This window comes from Bradyrhizobium sp. URHC0002 (assembly GCF_054059515.1).
Genome location: NZ_JBSSCF010000001.1, coordinates 3,870,125 through 3,889,230 on the forward strand (window position 1 = coordinate 3,870,125; position 19,106 = coordinate 3,889,230).

The 19,106-nt window shown below is 57.5% G+C and carries 14 protein-coding genes and 1 pseudogene; 4 read left to right on the forward strand and 11 right to left on the reverse strand.

Annotated elements, in window-relative coordinates; all coding sequences use genetic code 11:
* Positions 1-276: 276 nt before the first annotated feature.
* The 4 genes from ACVWVY_RS18780 to ACVWVY_RS18795 form a co-directional block, all read right to left on the reverse strand.
* A complete protein-coding gene (locus ACVWVY_RS18780; protein WP_456627764.1) occupies positions 277-741 on the reverse strand; it encodes a hypothetical protein in 465 nt (154 codons plus the stop codon).
* 72 nt (positions 742-813) lie between these two features.
* Positions 814-1,515 (reverse strand): hypothetical protein, encoded by a 702-nt coding sequence (locus ACVWVY_RS18785; protein WP_456627765.1) that lies wholly within the window; start codon positions 1,513-1,515, stop codon positions 814-816.
* A gap of 27 nt (positions 1,516-1,542) precedes the next feature.
* Positions 1,543-3,798, reverse strand: coding sequence for a polysaccharide biosynthesis tyrosine autokinase (locus ACVWVY_RS18790; RefSeq protein WP_456627766.1), 2,256 nt, complete (start codon positions 3,796-3,798; stop codon positions 1,543-1,545).
* A 51-nt stretch (positions 3,799-3,849) separates the two neighbouring features.
* Complete coding sequence (locus tag ACVWVY_RS18795; protein ID WP_456627767.1) at positions 3,850-4,470, reverse strand: hypothetical protein; 621 nt, start codon at positions 4,468-4,470, stop codon at positions 3,850-3,852.
* A gap of 396 nt (positions 4,471-4,866) precedes the next feature.
* Between ACVWVY_RS18795 and ACVWVY_RS18800 the strand changes: the two genes are divergently transcribed.
* The gene (locus ACVWVY_RS18800; protein ID WP_456627768.1) at positions 4,867-5,571 is read left to right on the forward strand and encodes a metallophosphoesterase family protein; all 705 of its coding nucleotides are present in this window, start codon (positions 4,867-4,869) and stop codon (positions 5,569-5,571) included.
* On the opposite strand, the gene ACVWVY_RS18805 is transcribed toward ACVWVY_RS18800, so the two are convergent.
* A complete protein-coding gene (locus tag ACVWVY_RS18805) occupies positions 5,568-6,698 on the reverse strand; it encodes a glycosyltransferase (RefSeq protein ID WP_456627769.1) in 1,131 nt (376 codons plus the stop codon). The two genes, ACVWVY_RS18800 and ACVWVY_RS18805, sit on opposite strands and share 4 nt — an antisense overlap.
* Before the next feature lie 556 nt (positions 6,699-7,254).
* On the opposite strand from ACVWVY_RS18805, the gene ACVWVY_RS18810 reads away from it, so the two are divergent.
* Entirely contained in the window at positions 7,255-8,670 is a 1,416-nt protein-coding gene (locus tag ACVWVY_RS18810) for an NAD(P)-binding protein (protein WP_456627770.1), read from the forward strand.
* Here the strand turns inward: ACVWVY_RS18810 and ACVWVY_RS18815 are convergent.
* The 6 genes and pseudogenes from ACVWVY_RS18815 to ACVWVY_RS18840 form a co-directional block, all read right to left on the reverse strand.
* Positions 8,667-9,728: a glycosyltransferase family 2 protein gene (locus ACVWVY_RS18815; protein WP_456627771.1), complete on the reverse strand. Its 1,062-nt coding sequence runs from the start codon at positions 9,726-9,728 to the stop codon at positions 8,667-8,669. The two genes, ACVWVY_RS18810 and ACVWVY_RS18815, sit on opposite strands and share 4 nt — an antisense overlap.
* A gap of 8 nt (positions 9,729-9,736) precedes the next feature.
* On the reverse strand, positions 9,737-10,813 hold the full coding sequence (locus ACVWVY_RS18820; RefSeq protein WP_456627772.1) for a glycosyltransferase family 4 protein: 1,077 nt from the start codon (positions 10,811-10,813) through the stop codon (positions 9,737-9,739).
* Between the two features lie 69 nt (positions 10,814-10,882).
* Entirely contained in the window at positions 10,883-11,755 is an 873-nt protein-coding gene (locus tag ACVWVY_RS18825) for a glycoside hydrolase family 16 protein (RefSeq protein WP_456627773.1), read from the reverse strand.
* Positions 11,756-11,911: 156 nt separating this feature from the next.
* Positions 11,912-13,021 carry an acyltransferase family protein gene (locus tag ACVWVY_RS18830; protein ID WP_456627774.1) on the reverse strand — a complete coding sequence of 370 codons (1,110 nt, stop codon included), beginning with the start codon at positions 13,019-13,021 and terminating at the stop codon, positions 11,912-11,914.
* A gap of 283 nt (positions 13,022-13,304) precedes the next feature.
* Positions 13,305-14,189, reverse strand: a pseudogene (locus ACVWVY_RS18835) (glycosyltransferase family 2 protein); the annotation flags it as partial.
* An 83-nt stretch (positions 14,190-14,272) separates the two neighbouring features.
* Positions 14,273-15,685 carry a hypothetical protein gene (locus ACVWVY_RS18840; RefSeq protein ID WP_456627775.1) on the reverse strand — a complete coding sequence of 471 codons (1,413 nt, stop codon included), beginning with the start codon at positions 15,683-15,685 and terminating at the stop codon, positions 14,273-14,275.
* Between the two features lie 572 nt (positions 15,686-16,257).
* On the opposite strand from ACVWVY_RS18840, the gene ACVWVY_RS18845 reads away from it, so the two are divergent.
* Together ACVWVY_RS18845 and ACVWVY_RS18850 are read left to right on the forward strand one after the other, a co-directional pair.
* Positions 16,258-17,778 (forward strand): lipopolysaccharide biosynthesis protein, encoded by a 1,521-nt coding sequence (locus tag ACVWVY_RS18845; RefSeq protein WP_456627776.1) that lies wholly within the window; start codon positions 16,258-16,260, stop codon positions 17,776-17,778.
* Positions 17,779-17,837: 59 nt separating this feature from the next.
* Complete coding sequence (locus ACVWVY_RS18850) at positions 17,838-19,085, forward strand: hypothetical protein (protein ID WP_456627777.1); 1,248 nt, start codon at positions 17,838-17,840, stop codon at positions 19,083-19,085.
* The last annotated feature ends 21 nt before the right edge of the window (positions 19,086-19,106 follow it).

Consider the following 19,106-nt stretch of genomic DNA (forward strand, 5'->3'; position numbering starts at 1 on the left):
CGCTTATCGCTCTGACCAAACAATGGGCCATGTAGGCAACGAATTGGATGCCCCTGATGCTGCGGAGCAGCGAAGGTTGACGGGGGTTACGGGACAACCTTTTGGTTCAATTTTTCGCAAAAATCCAATCGAAAATTAAATCTTCGGGAAATTAAATGCGATTTTCACGCGCATGTGAAGCCGGGCCGAGCGGAACGGAGGGTCTCAACGGCCGAACACATTTCCTCGGCTGACAAATGGCGCAGGGAGTGGCGAATGATCGCGGTGAGGTGGCCTCTACTGCGGTGCGCCGCCCGGCTGGAGCTTTTCTGTGCGTCCGAGAAAGACGACAAGGCCCCGTTCGGTCGACACGATATCACCCACCTGCAGGGTGGGGTCGTTCATTGCTCGTTCTGACGCTTCGCGCTCCTGGAGATCGCGCGGCAGCGGATCTGGCGAATCAGTGCCGGCACTTGCGACGAAATCTTCCGTGCGCCGGCGAGCATCTTCGACGCGCTGTTGCCATTGTTCGCGGGTCAGCTCGGCATCAGGAAAGGTTTCCTCGGCCGAAAGCGCGTCACGTTGCTCTGCCCGGAAGCTGTCGACAAAACGTCCGGACTGTCTGCGGGCCTTTTCCACGCGCTCTTGCCACTGCTCGCGGGTGAACGCGGCTTCCTGATCCGGGTCTTGTTGCCCGAATGACACGGTCGATGTCGCCACCTGCATCAATGCCAACAGAACCGCCAAAATCCAGCGTCCCATCGAAACCTCAGAGCCGTTTGCATTGGCCAGTCGTCGAGTATTAGCGCGAAATGCCCGGCTAGCAAGACCCGGTCAGGAACGAAGCTTCTGCACCATGTTGGCAAATGATTCCTGGCGGCGAGAATCCAGTTCCTCGATGCGCGCTTGAAGCAGTTTTCTGGTTGGCGCCGGTGCTGCCAAATAGGCCCGGGCAGGGATCTCCTCGAATCCGCGGTCAATCAGATTCCCGAATTCATCGAGGATCTTCCGCCGAGTGCGCTCCGGTGCGGAAAGCAATACGGGAGTCGCAACGGTTGCGCGGCGCAGGGCCACCCAGGCTTCATTTGGCGAGGTCTCGTAGGAGGCTTCGAGCAACTCGAAAGCGTGAGTGGTGAAACGGCCATGCATCGTTTCGACGCCGAAAAGGAGAAGCCAAGCCAGCGAATCGCGCGGAACGCATGTCAGGACTCGTTCGGAGCGATGCTGGATGGATTGCAGGTGGCGATCGAATTCCTGAACCGTTCCTGAGCGCAATGCGGCTTCTGCCAAGGGTATTTCAAGTAACAGCAGAGCGCGCTGCGCGTGGGTATCGCAATCACTCAGGTTCCGGGCGGCAGTGCTGTCAACGACGCGTTTTGCCGCCGCCGGAGGAGAGCCTTCAAACCGCAGAACGCGCGTCTCGTACGAGCGAAACTCGTCGGCGATAGCAGCGCTTTGCAGGTTTGAGATGCCCCACGCCAGGCCGAGGCTGCCGATGAGGAATGTCAGCGCCGTCAGAACCACCGTCAGATGCATGCGAGATCCTCGACATGGCACGGCGGTTCAGGCGACGCCAGCCGTCTTTTCGTTTGTGTAATAGTTGTAGTTGCGCTCCGAATATCCCTCGAAGCGGCGCATGACAGCCTCGTCCGCCTTGTTGAGAACGGCGCCGAGCAATCGCTCCGACACGATGGGCGAAATCGCCACGGCCCTGAGGAGTTCGTCGGTCGACGTGCTTCCCCATTCGACGACCAGGACGAATGCATCGAACAGATGCGCAGCTGCCTTGACATCGACCACGGGAAGAATGGGAGGCATGTCGACCAGAATATAGTCGTACTGCTTCAGGGCGGATTTGAGCGTTTGCTTGAACTGCGGCGCGTTCAGGATATCCGAACTGTTGGAGGGCTTGATACGGGACGCCGCGGGCAGGAAGTCGAACTTGTACTTGGTGTCGGTAATAACGAGATCGTCGAACGACGCGTCACCGGCGACCAAATCCAACAAGCCGGGTGCGCTCTTGTAACCCAGCGTATTCGTCATGGAGGGATTGCGCAGGTCGGCATCGATCACCAGAACTCGACTACCGCTCTTTGCAACGAAGGCGGCGAAGCTGGCGGCGACCGTCGTCTTACCTTCACCGGGAAGGGCGGAGACGAGCGCGATGATCTTGCCTCCAGACGGGTGAAGATCGATGGCGACCTTGATGTAGCGCAGTGCTTCCGCGGTCGCCGAGAACGGCGCGACGTCGCTGATCTGTCGAAAAGCGCCGGATTCCCGCGATCCATGTTGCTTGCCGAGGACAAGTTTCTTGTCCTGAACGGCCGGAAGAACTGCAAGACAGCTTGTTCCCAGCAGAGCTTCAAGCTCGGCGCGGGTGTGAATTTGCCGGTTCATTTGCTCGCGCAGGAACGCCAGCAAGGTTCCAAGCGCAAGCCCGCAGATTCCCGCGAAGGCCAGCGTTAAACTTGTCTTCGGCGAGCTTCGCCCAGCGGGAGGGGTCGCGACTGTAACGACCCTGGCCTCGGTCGAGGGGAACGACTGCTGCTGGACGGACTGCGTGAAACGGGACAGGAAGGTTTCATAGATACCACGATAGGTGTTCGCAGCCGTTTCCAATTCGCGCAGCCGAACCTGCGATTGCCGGGTCGTTGCAGACTGCTGGAAAACCTCCATCATCCGCTTGTCTATCGATTCTTCCTGACTTCTTGCGATCTGCAATTCGCTCTTGTAGCTCTCCGAGATGCGTGAAATTTCGTCCCAAATAGCGCGTTGTAGCGCTGCCATCTCCGCCCGCAGATTGCGCGCGGCCTGATGATCGGTCCCGTAGCGAGCGCTCCACTCGGATTCCTTGCTCTGATCGTCGAGATACTGCTGGCGCAGCCGCGTGATCACTGGATTGTTCAGCGCGTCGGTCACCACCGGGTCAGGGATTTCAAGGGTTCCCTTTATGTGCCGCTGTTCGAGGACGCGCCCGATGCGGTCGAGCTTCGCCCGAGCCTGGCTGGTATCGGCGCGTGCCTTGGCGAGAGCAATTCCGAGTTGATCGAGCTCGACTTCGCTGGCCAGCTTGCCGTCGACGCCGATGATGATGCCATTCTGCGACTTGAAGTCCTGGACAGCCTTGTAAGCATCGCTGAACTGCTGCCGTAGCTCGCGAATGCGCTGCTCGAGCCAAGTGCTGGCACGATGTGTCGCCTCGAACTTCGCCTGCAGCTGATCCTCGATATAGGCCTCAGCGAAGGCGTTCGCGATCCTGGCAGCCTTGTCCCGATCGAGCGAGGTATAGGAAATCTGCTCGATATAGCTGCGCCCGACGCGCACGACGCGCAGATTGTCCTTAAGTGTACTGAGCACCCGTCTCAAGACTTCCTCGTTGGACGGCTGCTGCTCTAACCCCCTGTCGATCCCCAGAAGCGAAAACACACGCGACCTGAGGCTATAACCCGCTCCGACGAATTCCGGATCCTCGGTTAACTTCAAATTGCGAGCTACGGCCGTCGCGACCTTTTCGGACTTCGTGGTCTCGATTTCGCTTTCGACCGAGGCATCCTCGACCATGCGATTTTCGGTCGCCATGTCCGACTGGGTCCAGGTGACTCGCTTGGTGTCGATGATCATGTCTGCCCGCGCCGTGTATCGCGACGGCGTAAGGGCAAGGTAAGCAATCCCGACGATGATGGACAGGACAACAACCAACGCCATGAGGCGCCACTGCCGGCCAAGAAAGGCTCGGACTTGCTGGAATGGAAACGACCCCATGCCCGGATCGCCATCAGCCTGCTGGGGATAGCGCGGGAATTGACCTGCAACGTTCATTCGCACTTCCACAAGCTAGACATTCTGCTGCACGAGCCTCACTTCCAACACTTAACGCGTAGCGCTGACGGGGCTCGCGGAAGTGGTCGTGTTCGTGGGCGCTATCGTCGCGGTGCTGGCCCCGATGGTGGAATTGATCTGGAAAAATGCCGTGGAACCCCCGCCGCCTGGATTTGTGCTGGATCGGCCGCCGACGTTGGGATTTACCACGATGACACTGCCGACCGAGCTGTTCGCGGAGTTCGTCGCGGCGATCGTCGCGGCTGTCGAAAGGTCGCCCGAGACTGCGGCGAAGGAGTTCTGAAAACCTTCCTCATCGAAGCTCGCCACGGCCTGCTGTATCGTCAGAGCGGCCTGCTGGTCGATGGTTTGACAAGCGATCGCGGCCTGGGCAAGTCCAGCGGCAATCGCGGTCCGGAATCGCGGAGTGGTAGTTTTGGCCAGTTCGATCAGGTTGGCCGCCAAGCTGGCGTCGGTTCCGGCCAAATCCCTCACTTGCGCTTCAAGCGCGCGAGTATCGGCATTGGGCGGAAGGAGGGCCTCGGGGCTGGCCTTGAACTGTTCAATCGCGGCCGGCGAGAGCGGCGGTGCGATGCAGGGCGCGGCGCGGACCTCGCTGGCACAAAACGCCACCAAAATGTGCGCAAATAGAACGATCGAACCAGCACGCATCGCTATGCTCCAACCAATTGTTTATCATTAAGAAAAACTAGCTCTGGAAGATAGCTTAGGCTTGAGGCGGTATCAACCGCGGCCGCTTATAATGGTTTATTGGCGGGGTCACCCGGAATTCATCTATAGCATTGAAATCGCTAACTTTCTCGTTTATGTATCTAATCAACGGCCCGAAATTGCGATATCTTAACGTAAATGTGGTGCGCTCGCGCACCGGCATGGAACTTCAAGCCCCGTGCGCTGGCAGCCGGCTGCCGGTGAACTCGTGAACATTTATTATGCGGTTCTGCCAAACGGTTCCTTTGTGCAAGCGGCCTGGTAAGGCAGGGGTGACAGGTGCGGTCAGTACTTCCGATCCCTCAGCGGTTTGAGATTCACGGCCGACGCCCGTCGTTGCCTGAGGGCGTTCGGGTCTACGCGATCGGAGATATCCACGGGCGGCTCGACCTGCTGGACGACTTGTTGTCCCGCCTTGAAGCGGACATTGCGGCGCGCCCAGTATCCAGGCCGCTCTACGTCTTCCTGGGCGATTATATCGATCGAGGTTTATCGTCGCGCGAGACGGTCGATCGACTGATCGCGCAGGGGGAGCGAGGCGAATGCATTTTTTTGAAGGGCAACCACGAACAGATTGCGACCAAATGCCTGAGTGATCGCAGATTGTTCGACCAGTGGATGCGGCTCGGAGGTATCGAGACCTTGATCTCGTACGGAATTGCAGCCGGCGACCTTGCGAACGCAAATTCGATCGCCCAACTGCAGTCCGCCTTCCATGATGCGCTACCCCAGCCCCATTTGCGTTTTTTTCGGCTGTTGCACACGAAATTTGCTTGCGGAGATTTCTTCTTCTCCCATGCCGGCGTGAGGCCCGGCGTCGAGCTTTCGCAACAGAGCGAGAGCGATTTGCTATGGATACGAGACGAATTCCTGAATTCGAGCGAGGACTACGGCAAGATCATCGTTCATGGGCACACGCCTGTGCAGGAAGTCGAAGTCGCACCAAACCGGATCAATATCGACACCGGTGCATTTGCGACGGGTCGTCTAACCTGCCTGGTAATCGAAGGGCCGTGCCTGTCCCTAATCGATACTCGCTAGGTCGCTGACGCGGCCGCTGCTGGCGAGCGCTGAACATGCCTTTGCCGGAAAAGGTCGTCGATGTGGTTTTGCATCTTTTGAAGAAATTGTTCGCGGCCAAATAGGCGGGCATGCTCGACGATCCGGGCCGGGTCGATATTGGAATCGGCCAGCCGCTTAACTGCGGAAGTAATCGCTTGAACAGTCTGTTCGGCGAAAAATGTACCCGAAACGCCTTCCATCACGGTTTCGGTCGCGCCGCCTTTGCCGAAGGCGATCACAGGTCGGCCGCTTGCCATCGCCTCGACCGGCACCATCCCGAAGTCCTCTTCGCCGGGAAAGATCAAAGCGCGACATCGTGCGTAGTGATGCTTGAGGACGTCGAAGGGCTGGGAACCCATGACGGTGACCGTCGGGCCCGCCAAGTCACGGATCTTGTCCAGCATCTCGCCACCGCCGATCACGACGAGCTTCATTTTCATCTCGTTGAATGCGCGCACCGCGAGGTCGGGCCGCTTGTACGAAACGAGCTCGCCAGCCATCAGATAAAAGTCGCCGATCTCGGACGGCGCAGCGACTGCGAAGGCGTCGGTGTCGACGGGGGGGTGAATAACTGTAGCGTTGGCCCCGTAGTAGCGGTGAATTCGGCCTGCGACGGTCGTGGAATTCGCAACGAAGCTGTCCACGCGAGCGGCCGATGCGACATCCCACGTCCGAAGATAGTGGGATAGCGGCGGCATCAGCAGGCGGGTCACCAGGCCGGCGCTGTCTCGATAGTCATGGTACATGTTCCAGATATATCGCATGGGCGTGTGGCAGTAGCAGACGTGAAGGGCGTCCGAAGGCGGAATCACTCCCTTGGCGGGCCCCGACTCACTGCTTATGACGAGATCGTAGCCGCGAAGGTCAAGCTGCTCGAGCGCCAGAGGCATGAGGGGCAGATAGGTTTTGTACATCGATGCCGCGCGGGGTAGCGCGTTGATGAACGTCGGAATAATCCGGTGCTTCTTGATTTTTTCCGAGATCATCTCGGGGACGTAAACGTGAGTGAATATATCGGCTTGGGGATACATTTCACACAAGGCTTCGATGACTTTCTCGCCGCCGCGCATTCCGACGAGCCAATAGTGGATAATGGCGACTTTCATGCAATTCGTTCTCGTTCCGACGAGCCAGGGCCAACGCAACAGCTTGCATCCGCCAATTCGGATGACTGGCCGCGCTCCCGACACATAGGATGACAGACCCGCTCTTGTCGCGTTGGTATTGAAATTGCTGCAAGTATTGTAAACGCGCAATTTACATTATTTCCGCGCTTGGCGCCGCGCGGCATGGCCCACGCTCAAGAAAGCGGATGCATACGCTAGCTGGCTGCGGTGGCAGTGTTGCAGGCTGCGAGGTCAACGCCGAGTAGGCGGCGCCCGCCTGTCGCAGGAATAAACCATGTCAGGGGCGCAAAATGTGTGGTTTTGTAGTGACACAGAGGTACCAAATTTTCTTAACCTCAAAACGATTGCAAATTGCTTGTCCATTGGGCGCGCTGCTCATTATCCAAGGTGGACGATACGGCGGTCGGGTATATGAATTCCGAGCGGGCCATTGTATCTGCTGCAGAGGATTTAGTTGAAGCTTTGAGTTTTGTTGTTGGACCTTGGGAGTTTGTCGCGGTCGGCGCCTGAGCGGATAAAATAGTTAACCGCGGACGTGCACTTCATCACCGCAATGTTGAACGCTGGGCTCGAGATTCAGCAAACGGAATTTCACGCCAAGGCCATGACAATTCAAGCCGAGAAATATGACGTCATCATCCTGGGCGCAGGGATCAGCGGGCTTGTTTCCGCATCCGTTCTGCTCAAGCAAGGTTGTGAGCGTCTGCTGATTGTTGACGAGTACGATCACGTTGGTGGCAATCATATTGATCGCAGCATCGGCAAATACACCTTCGATATCGGCAGTTTCATTTTCCAGGATGACTCACCGCTGCTCGCCCATCTGCCGGAGATCCTGCCACTCTATGTTCCTATCGATCCGAGCTGGGGCCGTCTGAATCCGCAAGGCGTCGTCACTCACTATCCGATCTCGATCAAGGAGGATCTCATCAACGCAGGCCCGATCGAATGGCTGCGCATCATATCTTCGGTCGTTTTTGCGCGTCTCTTTCGCCGTCGGCTGACGAATGCGAGGGATTTCGCGCAGTACTGGATCGGCGCAAGGCTGCTGCATCGGTCCGGGCTCGAGAACTACATGAGGCGCTTCTACGGCGTTTCTCCCGAGCGCATCGACATCAAATTTGCAGAGGATCGAATGCTCTGGATCAAAGAGCACGCGATGATCAGGAACGTTCTGCGCCGAATCCTCACGCGCGCGGCGAAGCCTGCCGGCAACACGCAACTTGCGCGTCCGAGGGAAGGTTTTAGTCATCTATATCGCGTGACTGTCGAGCGGCTGGAGAAATCCGGCGTAACCCTTCTGCTTGGCGAAACATTGCAGGACTTGCGGAAAGACGGCGACACTTTTTTTCTGCAGATGGGCAGCCGCAGGGTCGCCGCAAGCCGTGTAGTGTCGACCATCCCGCTGGAACGGATCCGGAAGCTGGTCGGCATGACCGTCGGCGACAGCCTGACGACGGTAACACTGGTCAGTCTCTTCTTCAGTTTCTCCGGCGACCGCGGTTTCAGGCAATCCATTCTCTACAATTTTTCGCATGTCGGGGCGTGGAAACGACTCACGGTGTATTCCGATTTCTACGGAAGGTCGGATGGCTGCGAGTATTTTACGGCCGAAGTGAACGCCGATCACGTCAACGGCAGTGTCGAAATTGCCGAACAGGACTTCAGGCAGCACGTAGCAGAGAACGGTTTGTTCAAGGGGGACCTCAAGCTCGAGGGAAGCCACATCGTCTCTCACGCCTATCCAGTCTATACCGGGAACGCCAGCGCGATTGCCACGGAAACAATCTCAGCGCTGCGAACGTTCGGCGTGGAATCCATTGGCCGGCAGGGCGGATTCGATTATCAGCCGACGGCCAGGGTCACGTCCCAAAAGGCGGAGTTGCACTTGGCGGCGACCAGAACGCCGATGAGCAGCCCGGACAGGGCAGCCTCGAACAACGGACTTTAGCTCGCGATTCCTCGACCGCCAAAGCCGAGAAGCTCCTTTGCAAAAGCGAGGACGGAGCGACGGCCGGCTTTAAGTCGATAAGCCAGCAGAATCTTACTCTTGCTGCTGGGGAGAATGGCGGCAAGGCTGAAAAACGTCCCGAGGATGGCTTTGTTCTTGGTGCCGAGATCCTCGCGCGCAAGCTTGGAAAGCAGCCCAGGAAGGGCGGTCAGGCCCGGTCGTTTGCCCGAAACAACGTCCAGGAAAAGCTTTCGCTCGCGGAAATAGAAGGTCTTGTGCGGGTCGACAAGTTCAGCACCTGGTCTGAAGCGCGCCACGACGGCGCGCAAGTGCTCCATGCGCAAAAGGAAACGGTCTATGTCCCGCTCAAGTGACGCAGCGTCAGGCAAGCGTCCGAGGCCGGACACATTGCGGTCGTGAACACGGTACCGGCCCAATTCTTTGGATGTGCTCACGACGTCACCAAATAGCGGTGCCGCAAACAGGATGACCCCATCAAGTATCTGGTCATAGGTTGCCTCACGAAGCAGCTCGACCAGGTCGCGACGGAAGACATTGCCCGAGGTCGGAGGAGACCGGTACACTCCTTTCTTCAGCATCTCCTGCGCCAATCCGTCGCCGCTACGAAAGCTGTCCAAGGCGGAGAATGAGCTGCTCAGGGTCTGGCCTTCGGCATCAATCAGCGAGAGTGAAAATTGAAGCTTGGCAACCGCCGGATCCAGCAAGTGGATGATGGCGTCGATGGATCCCGGCTGCATTTCGTCGTCGGCATCGAGGAAGAGGACAAACGGCGCTGTCGTCTTGTCGAAGCCGTACAGGCATGCCTGCCGTTGCCCGCTATTCTCAATCTTGAACGCTGTCGCACCGGTCCGCACGATCACGTTCCACGAGTCGTCTGTCGAGCCGTCATCTATGACCACGAGTTCGCAATCCGCACGGCCTTGATCAAGAACACTTCGGATGGCGCGATCAACAAAGGGCGCGTAATTGTGACACGCGATGACCACCGCGAGCACCGGTTTTGACTTCGAGGATTTTTCGGTTGTGGATCTTGTCACGCTCGGGTCTAGCTCGCCTTGGGCGCCAACAAACGGTAGATTTTCACATAGTCGGAGGCAACGCGCGAAACGGAATAATAGTCCGCACCTCGCTTGGAACTCGCTTTGAACGTTTCGAGTGTTTTGGGGTCGGATATCAACTTGTCCAGAGCTGTCGCTATCTCGTCTGGTGCCCCCGGCTTGACCAGAAGCCCTGCGTTGCCAAAGTCGAGCAACTCTGTTGTCCCGCCAACTGACGTTCCTACGATGGCGCAGCCTGCCTGTCGGGCTTCGGCGGTAGCCAAGCCGAAAGGCTCGGCATACGACGCCAGTACGAAGATATCCGCCTTGGCCAAAATCTCCCCGGGATTCTTGACGTAACCGAGAAAAATTACCCTACCTACGACGCCAAGCTCCTCGGTCAGTTCTACCAACTCCTGCCGCTGCGGCCCGTCGCCGACGATATACAGCTTCCACGCCGAATGCGTGTGCGCGATTTTGCTGAACCCGCCTATTAGATCGTGCACGCCCTTCCTGGGATGAAGTCCGCAGACCGTTGTAATAAAGGGTGGCTGAATGCCGTGCAGTAAGCTGGCATCGAGCTTCTCAAGCTCGGTCTCGCGCGGCGAACCTATCGGGCCGTTGGCGACTACTTCTACCTTGTCGGGGTTGTAGCCTTGATCGACCAGGAGTTGCCGTTCTGCACGGCTGACGGCGGCTATCTTGTCTCCCAGCTTCATCAAGAACGAGTGCTTGTCGAACGAGTTGTGGACTGTCGTCACGAGCGGTATGCGGAACAGCAGCGATGCAACCTTGCCGAATATCGCGCCCGCCATCATGTGGGCGTGAATGACGTCCGGTTTGAACGAGAAGCAGATCTTCATGAGCTTCACAATCGAACCGGCCAGCTTGAACGGATTGGGTTCTCTCTGGATCAGTCTTTCGCATTGAACCTTATGGTCACCCAACAGCTTCAGATAGTCTCCGCCATTTCCTGCGAAAACGACGGAGTGCCCCATGCTGGCTTGTGCGCAAGCGAGGTCCACGGCAACGTGCACGCTGCCGTTACCGTAATTGCAATGATTGATGAGATGGAGAATTCGCATCGTCGTCGCGTTACCTGAAGAGCGTGGAGCCGGCGTTTTCAGTTCCAGCGGCGACGCCGTTTGCACATTTCAACGCGGTGGCGGCCCTGGCGGGCAACCCTCCGGTGGCCCGGCGTCCCGCGCATAGACGTGGACATAATCGACAAGCAGCGTCGACGGGTTCGGCGTCTTGTCAATCGGCCATCCGCTGCCGAGCGCCAGGTTGACCAGCGGGTACATTGGTCCATCCAGTTCCGGAGGTGTCGGCTGACTCCAGACCTTCTTCCCATCGCGGAAGAACACGATAGCCTGTGGCGAAACGTCGACGCCGAATGTGTGAAAATCATTAACCAAGGCATCTGTTGGGAAGTACACTCTCTCGTTTTGCCCTCTGGTCTTTTCCTTCTCCTTGTACCAGACGTGCAAGACGGCCTGGTAAGATGACGTATCGTGCCCGTAATATTCAATTACATCGATTTCGACGTTAACATCGGAGGTGCCTGCAGGCTTGAGCGGCACCAGCCAGAACGCAGGCCAAGTACCCGGCCCCGGTGGCATCTTCATGCGTACTTCAAAATAACCATAGCGCGTTCCGAACCCGGCGCCGGTGGAATCTGCCGCCGCAATCAGGCCAGACACCCACTTGCCCTCGCTGTTTTTCGAGGCAGTGATGGAAAGGATGCCGTTCTTCATGCTGAATGGGCCATTGGGATGAGGGTTTATAAACTGCGCATCGCCGAAATCGCCGTTCCAGGGCGTGTGAGCGGTCCAGCGCGCCGGACCAAGCCGGTTGGAGGTGATGGTCTCGATACGTCGATTCGGTGCGGTTTCTTCGTCGAATTCCTCGAGCAGGACAGGGCGAAATTCGCAAGAGCTGCCGGGCGCCGCTGCCGTCGCAGCGGTGGCGGGAATATTCAACAGCAGGATCGCGGCAGCGAAAAAGCTCGAATGCGCGTATTTCATCTTGCAAGACTCCTCGGCGAGATCATTCGACCTTGATCAGGACGACAGTTGACCTTTCCATACTGGCGAGAATGGCCGGCTCAGTGGATCAAAAGTATTCACAATCAGGCCCGCGAACTACCAGCAGATCCGGCCAGATATGTTCAGACGGAAACGTCAGGACAACGACATTTCTCCCGGCACCCGCACCGTATCATGACGCGGTTCGCGGAGCCGCCGCTTGAGAAAGTCAATTGTGGGCTTTTCGATGAACAAGTACGAGAGCGAGCCCGCGGCCAGTGAGCACAAAATGGTCAGAACGATCAATGCGTCGCCAGATACGAGTCCTTTCGACTGAAGCACCTTGAAGACTGCGATCACAAGAAGGTGCACGAGGTAGATTGAATAGGAGGCATCACCCAGAAATGCCAGGAAACGCCTCAGCGGCCCTTGCGAGGACGGGTTTCCAAACAAGAGAGTTGCGTAAACAATTCCTGCTGCCGGAAGACCCCAAATGATGGCCCGCTGCAAGGAGAGGTCCCCGTTTTGAATGAGTTGGGCCTCGCTAATATTGCCGAAGCCAACAATGAGCTGGCAGGCGACGGCCAGGACAACGAGCGCCGATACACCGACAGCCAAGCGCCTGTTCGGTCCCGTTACTCGCATCAACATGCTGATGCCGATGCCGAACAGAAACTCAATGATGATCGGATTTCCCAGAAAATCGAGGACCGCGGTGTCAAACATGGATCGCGCGGTGATTGCAGCGAGAAAAAAGGCAATGACAGGCACAGCCGGCCGGCTGCCCCGGGAGCGAAAAAAGATCGCCGCGGTCATTGCAGCGTAGAACAGAACTTCGAAAGAGAGTGTCCATCCGACCGAAAGAAATGGCTCAACAAATCTTCCTTCGACGATTGGCCAAAAAACGAATGTGGGAATAAACGGAAGCCACGAATGGTCGGTCGTCAGCATGGCCCGGATGATCCAGGGCAAAGACAGTATGTAGAAGATCGGCGCAATACGAATGAACCGATCTGCGGCAAATTGAAACCAGTTTCGATCGTTTCGCTCGGAAGATATGGTGATGATGTAGCCGCTAAGAACGAAAAACAAGTCGACGCCGAAGGCGCCGAAATTCTCCAGATTGCCGAAAGCTAGAAGAGGTTTCTCCCTGTCGCCAATCAGCGATATGTCAATTCCATGAGCCCAGACGACAACGACGGCGGCGACCGCTCTCAAAATCTGCAAATCTACAAGTCGTGGACGCCGATTTACCTGATCACTCACGCTACACCATCGAGCACACGTTACACACACGCTACTTTTGGAGCTGGAAACTCTCCCAGCGGCCGAACAATATTAATCATGCGTATTTAATTTGCCGGCATTGTGGGCATTGCACAAGAGGCGCGAGCGGCTGCGATCTCCTGAATAAAGGTAATATTAACATGTTAAGCTGGTATGCGACCTGCGTTATTGTCGCATGTTTAAATTTAAACGGTCCGAGCCGGCCTGGCACGCAACGGGCCCGTCGGGGATTTCGGATCCCAGGGCGGGGGGAATACGTTGCTCACGCCTTGGCGGGCGGCTGGATTGCTGCGGCCAGCTCTGGTTCGATGTGACCCCGGATGACATCGGCAAATCCGCGGATGTTGCCTCTTAACCGACCCTTTCGATCGATGAAGGGTTCCGGCTTGATGGAACCCGCCACATTGCTTGCCACATTCCTGAAAATCTGACCGGCGACTTGCCCGAAAGACATCGTTCCTTTTTGCAGCATATAAATCGGATTGACGATCTGCGAATAACCGAGCCGGTCGCCGGCCACCCGGCCGCTCTTGACGCCCATATGAACGCCACGCGCGCTTGCGCATTTAACAAGCCGGCCACCGTGCATCGCAAGCGCTGACCCAAAATCGCGGTCTTCCAGCCATCCGTACAACACCAGACGCTCATCGAACTTTAGTTCGCCAACTGCGGACAGGCGGAATGCCATATTGCAGCCATACGGACTGAATGGTTCGATGCGCGACCAATCGGTCGGAGGGGCGGAGGCTTCCACGGTACGGACGGCATCTTCGAAACTTAGGCCCGGTCCTTTGATGCCGTCGGCCACGACATGTCCGGTGAAGCCCACGACCTGTCGATCATTGCAGAAGACATCGGCCATCGCTTCCAGCCATCCTGCATCGGCGACAAAATCGTCATCGAAGAAAACGACGAGGTCAATTCCGGGCGGCAGTGCCGCAAGCGCGGTGTTGCGCTGTGCCGCAAGCCCGCGTGGCCCGGTGACTACCGTGACATCCGGCAGATTGGCAGCTTCGCCGGCATCTTCGCGCGCGGAGCACGACACGACGACGGCTGCCGGCTTCAGAGTTTGCGTTTCAAGCAGATGATTGAGCGTAGCGGTCACAACAGCGGGACGACCGAGCGTAGCCACCACCACCGCGATCCGGCACGCCGGCAGTTTACCGCTGCTCGATTGCTCCTGGGAGCCAGGTCCGGGTTTCACGGACGACCCGAAGCTGATCCCGGCGTTCATATTCGTGCTCCACGCGTTTGCAAGGAAGTTGGCGAGAAAGCAGCCATCCTGTTGCGCTCCGGTTCGGCACAAGCCAGGCCAGCGATCAAGTAAAAGAAGAGCCCCTGATCGACCGCCGCGCCGACGAAGGCCGCGGCCAGGATAAGGCTGATACAGGAATTGCGCGCCGCCAGGCGGACATCAGAAAAATACGTACCCGGAACACCGCGCCGGCGCGCGAAAGCTGTTACGACAAAGAGCACATAGAAAATTGTCCCCGGCAGTCCGACGTTGGATAGCAGTGCAAGAGGAAAGCTTGAAGCACGAACGGTTCCGAGGCCGAGGCCCAGTCCGTAGGAATCGAAGAAGTTCTGCAGTGCAAAGGTGTTCCAGGAGCCGCGCTCGACCGCAGATTCCGAACCGACCTTGTTGAAGATCAGAGCGTCGATGTAGTCGCGTATTGGCTTCCACGCGTCATCGTTGAGCTGCAAGGCAAGGAACACTGCTATGACCACCAGGGGGGCGCACAACAGGGCCGCTGACGCAATGGGCCTGCGGAAATCAATTCCGCGGCGCATGATTGCAGTCATGTAAAGGATCATCAGCGTCGGCGGAGTCCCGGCAAGCCCGATCGACGAAGTGGACAGAACGACGAGGGCGAGCGAGGCGAGCGTAAGCGCACCGGTCAAAATCGGGCGGCGTCCGCAAACCCAAAGCGTTCCTATGAAGCCCAATGCTACGAGCGTTTGGCCGGCGAAGGCCGATGCCTCCGTGAAGGATCCAGCGATACGCTTCATCCCGCTGACTTCCTCATCAACACGCATCGTATAGGTGGCGTTGCGAATGGGCTCCATCAGCCACTGTGTGCCGGTACTGTAAGTGGCGATGTCGGCTAGCGCGAACAGCACGTTGGCGGCAACGTACGCCACGCACGCCCCCGCGATGACGGAAAAGCCCGCCTGAGTGGAAGCGATGGCAACGATCATCACGAAACAGGTAACGTCGCCGATCAGATAGATCGCCTGTGTGAGATTACTGGAGACCGGGCCGAGAGGCACTGTGGAGCCGGTGGCGGCGTATTCCAGAGATGTGCCGAGTGGAATGATCTGTGTGCTTCCCGCAAGCAGGCGAGGCATCAAATAGCCGGTAGTAACACCGTATATCACGAGGCAAATCAGCCAGAAGCCGGGCTCGGGAAACCTCATGGCTGCAAGCGCCCGAGCGGTTTCGGCGCGACGCGTGAAGGTGCTGACCGCCAGAAATCCCAAGAGAACATGTGCGGGCGGGATATTCGCGGCGCCGATCTGAATGGCGGCAGCCGATCCGAGCAATGTTGCGATGACAAGCGTAGCCGCCATCGCCCGATAGCCGAGCTGCAGGCATATCAAGCTGACAATGAATGTAACCAGCCCAATTGGTTCGATGCTCATGGGAGGTTATCCGGCATTCCAACGTTGTATGAATACGACCGGCGCGGAATACGCAATTCGGCCCCAGACTGGCTTCCCCCGTGCAGATCCTTGCCGATCGCGGTCGAGCCAATTGAGCCGTATATGTCCTCGCCGACTTCAGCAAGCCGGAGGGACCTAAAAACGGGGCATTGGGTAAGGCAATAACGTTAACCGGAGGTCGACCGGCCAGAAGCAGGCACGGTTATCGACGAGGCGGCCGCCGGATGTCAAATCGATAAACTATGCAACGCGGGCGTTTGGTCACTTCTGCGACAAATGCCGGCAACAGCTACTGGCAAATTGTCTCGAGATTCAGGGCTGGCGGGTGCATCGAAGGTTGCAGCATCATAGCCCACCGAGCGATTTTTCTTGCGAAGTCCAGAGACCTCCGAGCCGGCGGGAACTGCATTGACGGCAGGTTGGGACGTGTAAGGTTAAAATACAGTATCCTAATGGTGCCTGTTGTTTTGCGGCCGGCTGATTGTGCTAGAAGGTGCCCGCCGGCTCCGGGACCCTCATTTCAAGCTCGGCGAAAGTGTCATGAAGCTATAATGCAGAAAACTCCCGAAGCTATCCCGCAAGCGGTCGCGAGCCGAGCCACGGTTGGAACAGGCCTGCTCATCACGTCGAAGATACTGTCGCGTTGCGTTGATATCGTGACGTTCGCGGTGCTCGCGCGTCTCCTGGTGCCCGCGGACTTCGGCCTGATTGCCATCGCGATGTCCGTTGTCGCGATACTTGACGCGGTATTGGAACTGCCGATACCGCTCGCGCTGATGGCATTGCCGGAGCGTACGAAAGCGCATTTCGATACTGCATTCACGCTTCAACTCGCAAGGGGCGCAATACTTTCACTCGTCCTGATCCTTGCGGCGTGGCCGATCGCCTCATTCTATCACGACGATAGACTGATAGCTCTGTTGTGCGTTCTTGGCCTGGCGCCCGTGTTGAGCGGACTGATCAGTCCACGAATGACGGAGTATGCGGTCAAGCTGGATTTCAGACAGATCTTCGTACAGGAAGTCTCGAGCAAGCTCGTGGCCCTGGTGGTTGGCGTATGCGCCGCGTGGATGGGCGCAGGCTACTGGGCGATTGCCCTAGGTACGCTGGCTTCTCCGCTAACATGGGTCGTCATCTCCTACATCTTTGCCCCATTTGTTCCGACCCTCACCCTGGTTGAGTGGAACGTCTTCTCAAAATATCTTCGCTGGACCACCTTGACCCAACTGGTCATCGCGACGAACTCGCAAATGGACCAATTGCTCCTGGGCCGCTTTGTCAGCCGCGTCGAGTTGGGGGCATTTTCGGTGGCCTTGAATCTCTGTGCCATGCCGAACCAGATATTTATCAGCCAGGCATCCAAGCCTCTTCTGGTTGGCTTCTCGCTGGTTCGCGATGATCGTCCACGGTTGATGCGTGCCTATCTCAAGAGCCAGAACAGCATTGTCGCCGCGTCGCTGCCGTTGCTGGTTGGAATGTGCATGACGGCAGAGCCTCTCATACGCGTGTTCCTGGGCGATCAGTGGTCAGCGGCAGCTCCCTCCCTGCAATGGCTAAGTCTTTCGGCAATTCCCTACCTGTTCGTCGGGCCGGTCAGTCCCCTGGGGATCGCACTGAACAAGCCTGGTATTTTTTTCAAAATTGCCGCGATTGAATTCTCGTTCAAGCTGCCGCTGCTGATACTCGGTCTTTGGCTTTACGGCATACCGGGAGTTCTCGCGGTACGCGTGGCGACCGCCTTGGTCGCGATGCTATCCTCGATGCTGGCGGTGAAAGGCCTGATAGGTCTGAAGATCACCAGGCAATTGTTCTTTCCGTGGCGGCCGGTGGTTAGCGCGTGCGTGATGGCTATGGCTCTCTATCTAATGGATGTCGCGACCTCCGTGGACCGAGATCATGCCCACTTGATGATCAGGCTTTTGTGGTTTTGCGGCAGTGGCGCAATCGTCTACGTCGCCACGCTGTTTCTGCTGTGGTTCTGCAGCGGGCGGCCGGACGGCATCGAAGCCAAGGCGGCCGAGTTCCTGGGGACGGCGTTCCAGGGCGCCATGCGATATCGTTCGCTGAACTGAGAGGCACCGATGCTCGTGCAGGGCTTCAACCATCTTTATCGACCGAAAGACAGCACCGCATGACTCTGTGTGAAGCTCACGGGAGTATCGACACAAGTGCCACCAGTGCATCGGCAGAGCTCCTGGTCGCTCGTCCGGTGTCGCTGGCCGTACAAGGCGGCATGGTTCGAGAGCCGGTTCGCCCGGCGGAATATCGAGGCGCCGGCTTTGCCGAAAAGTACGATAGCTCAACGCTCTTTTTCGACGCTATTTTTTCCAGCGATGGCAGCAAGATCATCCTGTTGGGGCCGCCATTCAATAATCTGGCAGACCATGTTGCGGGATTCGTGATCGTGGCTCGTCCGAGCGGTGAACGATGCAATTATGAAATAAGGAATATGGACCGCCACGCGCAAATGTGGATTTCCGTCCCGCCCGGCACCGAGCGAATTTCAGTGCATTCGCCGTTGGGTGAATATGAGGTCACGCCGAATGCCAACCAGAGCGCGTTTTTTTCCGACAAGCGCGTCTTGTTCACCTTGTCGAAGAACAACCGGCTCGAATGGATAGAGGATTGGGTTCGATATCACCGAGATATACACGGGGCGAATGCGATCCTCCTCTACGATAACAAATCCACGGAATATAGCGAGGTGCACCTCGCACGGCGTCTGAGCCAAATTGCCGGTATCGAACGCGTAGGCGTCGTCTCTTGGCCATTCAAGTATGGGCCACTTGGAACTGTTGATGGGCTTTATTGGGACTCCGACTATTGCCAGGCCGGCGCGTTCGAGCACGCTCGCTGGATGTACCTGCAAGCCGCTTCGAGCGTAATGAACAATGACATTGATGAGTTCGTTGTTCCGATGGGCCGCCGGGGCGCTTTCGAAGCGGCCGAGCGTTCATGGACCGGCTATATCAGATACTACGGCTCATGGGTGACGGGCGTGCTGGACCGAACGCGGGACGCGACGCCTGACGCTCCGATCCTGCATCGTGATTTCGAATATCGCCTGAAGGTCGCGCCGAAACGAAAATGGCGCCTGTTGCCGGACAATTCGAGGTTCTGCAATCCCAAGTGGGCCGTTGTTCCGCGGCGGTGTTCGCCGGGCACGCAATGGCTGCAGCATTACATCGATAACTGGCCCGGGGGTAAGCGGTCAGGTCTTTGGGTCACGAGCCGTGAGTTTTATTTCGGCCATTTCCGCGAAATATCGACCGGCTGGAATCATCTCGATCGTTCCATCCGACCCAGCTTCGATCCAATGCATCACGTCTACGATGCGCAGTTGAGGTCAAAGCTGGATTCCGTCCGCTGGGATGTGTGATTGTGGTCGCGCATCGCGTCC

Coding starts and splice junctions, on each gene's coding strand:
- ACVWVY_RS18795 (WP_456627767.1), bottom strand. CDS start 4,470: ATGCGTGCTGGTTCGATCGTTCTATTTGCGCACATTTTGGTGGCGTTT.
- ACVWVY_RS18790 (WP_456627766.1), bottom strand. CDS start 3,798: ATGAACGTTGCAGGTCAATTCCCGCGCTATCCCCAGCAGGCTGATGGC.
- ACVWVY_RS18840 (WP_456627775.1), bottom strand. CDS start 15,685: ATGAGCATCGAACCAATTGGGCTGGTTACATTCATTGTCAGCTTGATA.
- ACVWVY_RS18805 (WP_456627769.1), bottom strand. CDS start 6,698: ATGAAAGTCGCCATTATCCACTATTGGCTCGTCGGAATGCGCGGCGGC.
- ACVWVY_RS18820 (WP_456627772.1), bottom strand. CDS start 10,813: ATGCGAATTCTCCATCTCATCAATCATTGCAATTACGGTAACGGCAGC.
- ACVWVY_RS18785 (WP_456627765.1), bottom strand. CDS start 1,515: ATGCATCTGACGGTGGTTCTGACGGCGCTGACATTCCTCATCGGCAGC.
- ACVWVY_RS18780 (WP_456627764.1), bottom strand. CDS start 741: ATGGGACGCTGGATTTTGGCGGTTCTGTTGGCATTGATGCAGGTGGCG.
- ACVWVY_RS18845 (WP_456627776.1), top strand. CDS start 16,258: ATGCAGAAAACTCCCGAAGCTATCCCGCAAGCGGTCGCGAGCCGAGCC.
- ACVWVY_RS18825 (WP_456627773.1), bottom strand. CDS start 11,755: ATGAAATACGCGCATTCGAGCTTTTTCGCTGCCGCGATCCTGCTGTTG.
- ACVWVY_RS18850 (WP_456627777.1), top strand. CDS start 17,838: ATGACTCTGTGTGAAGCTCACGGGAGTATCGACACAAGTGCCACCAGT.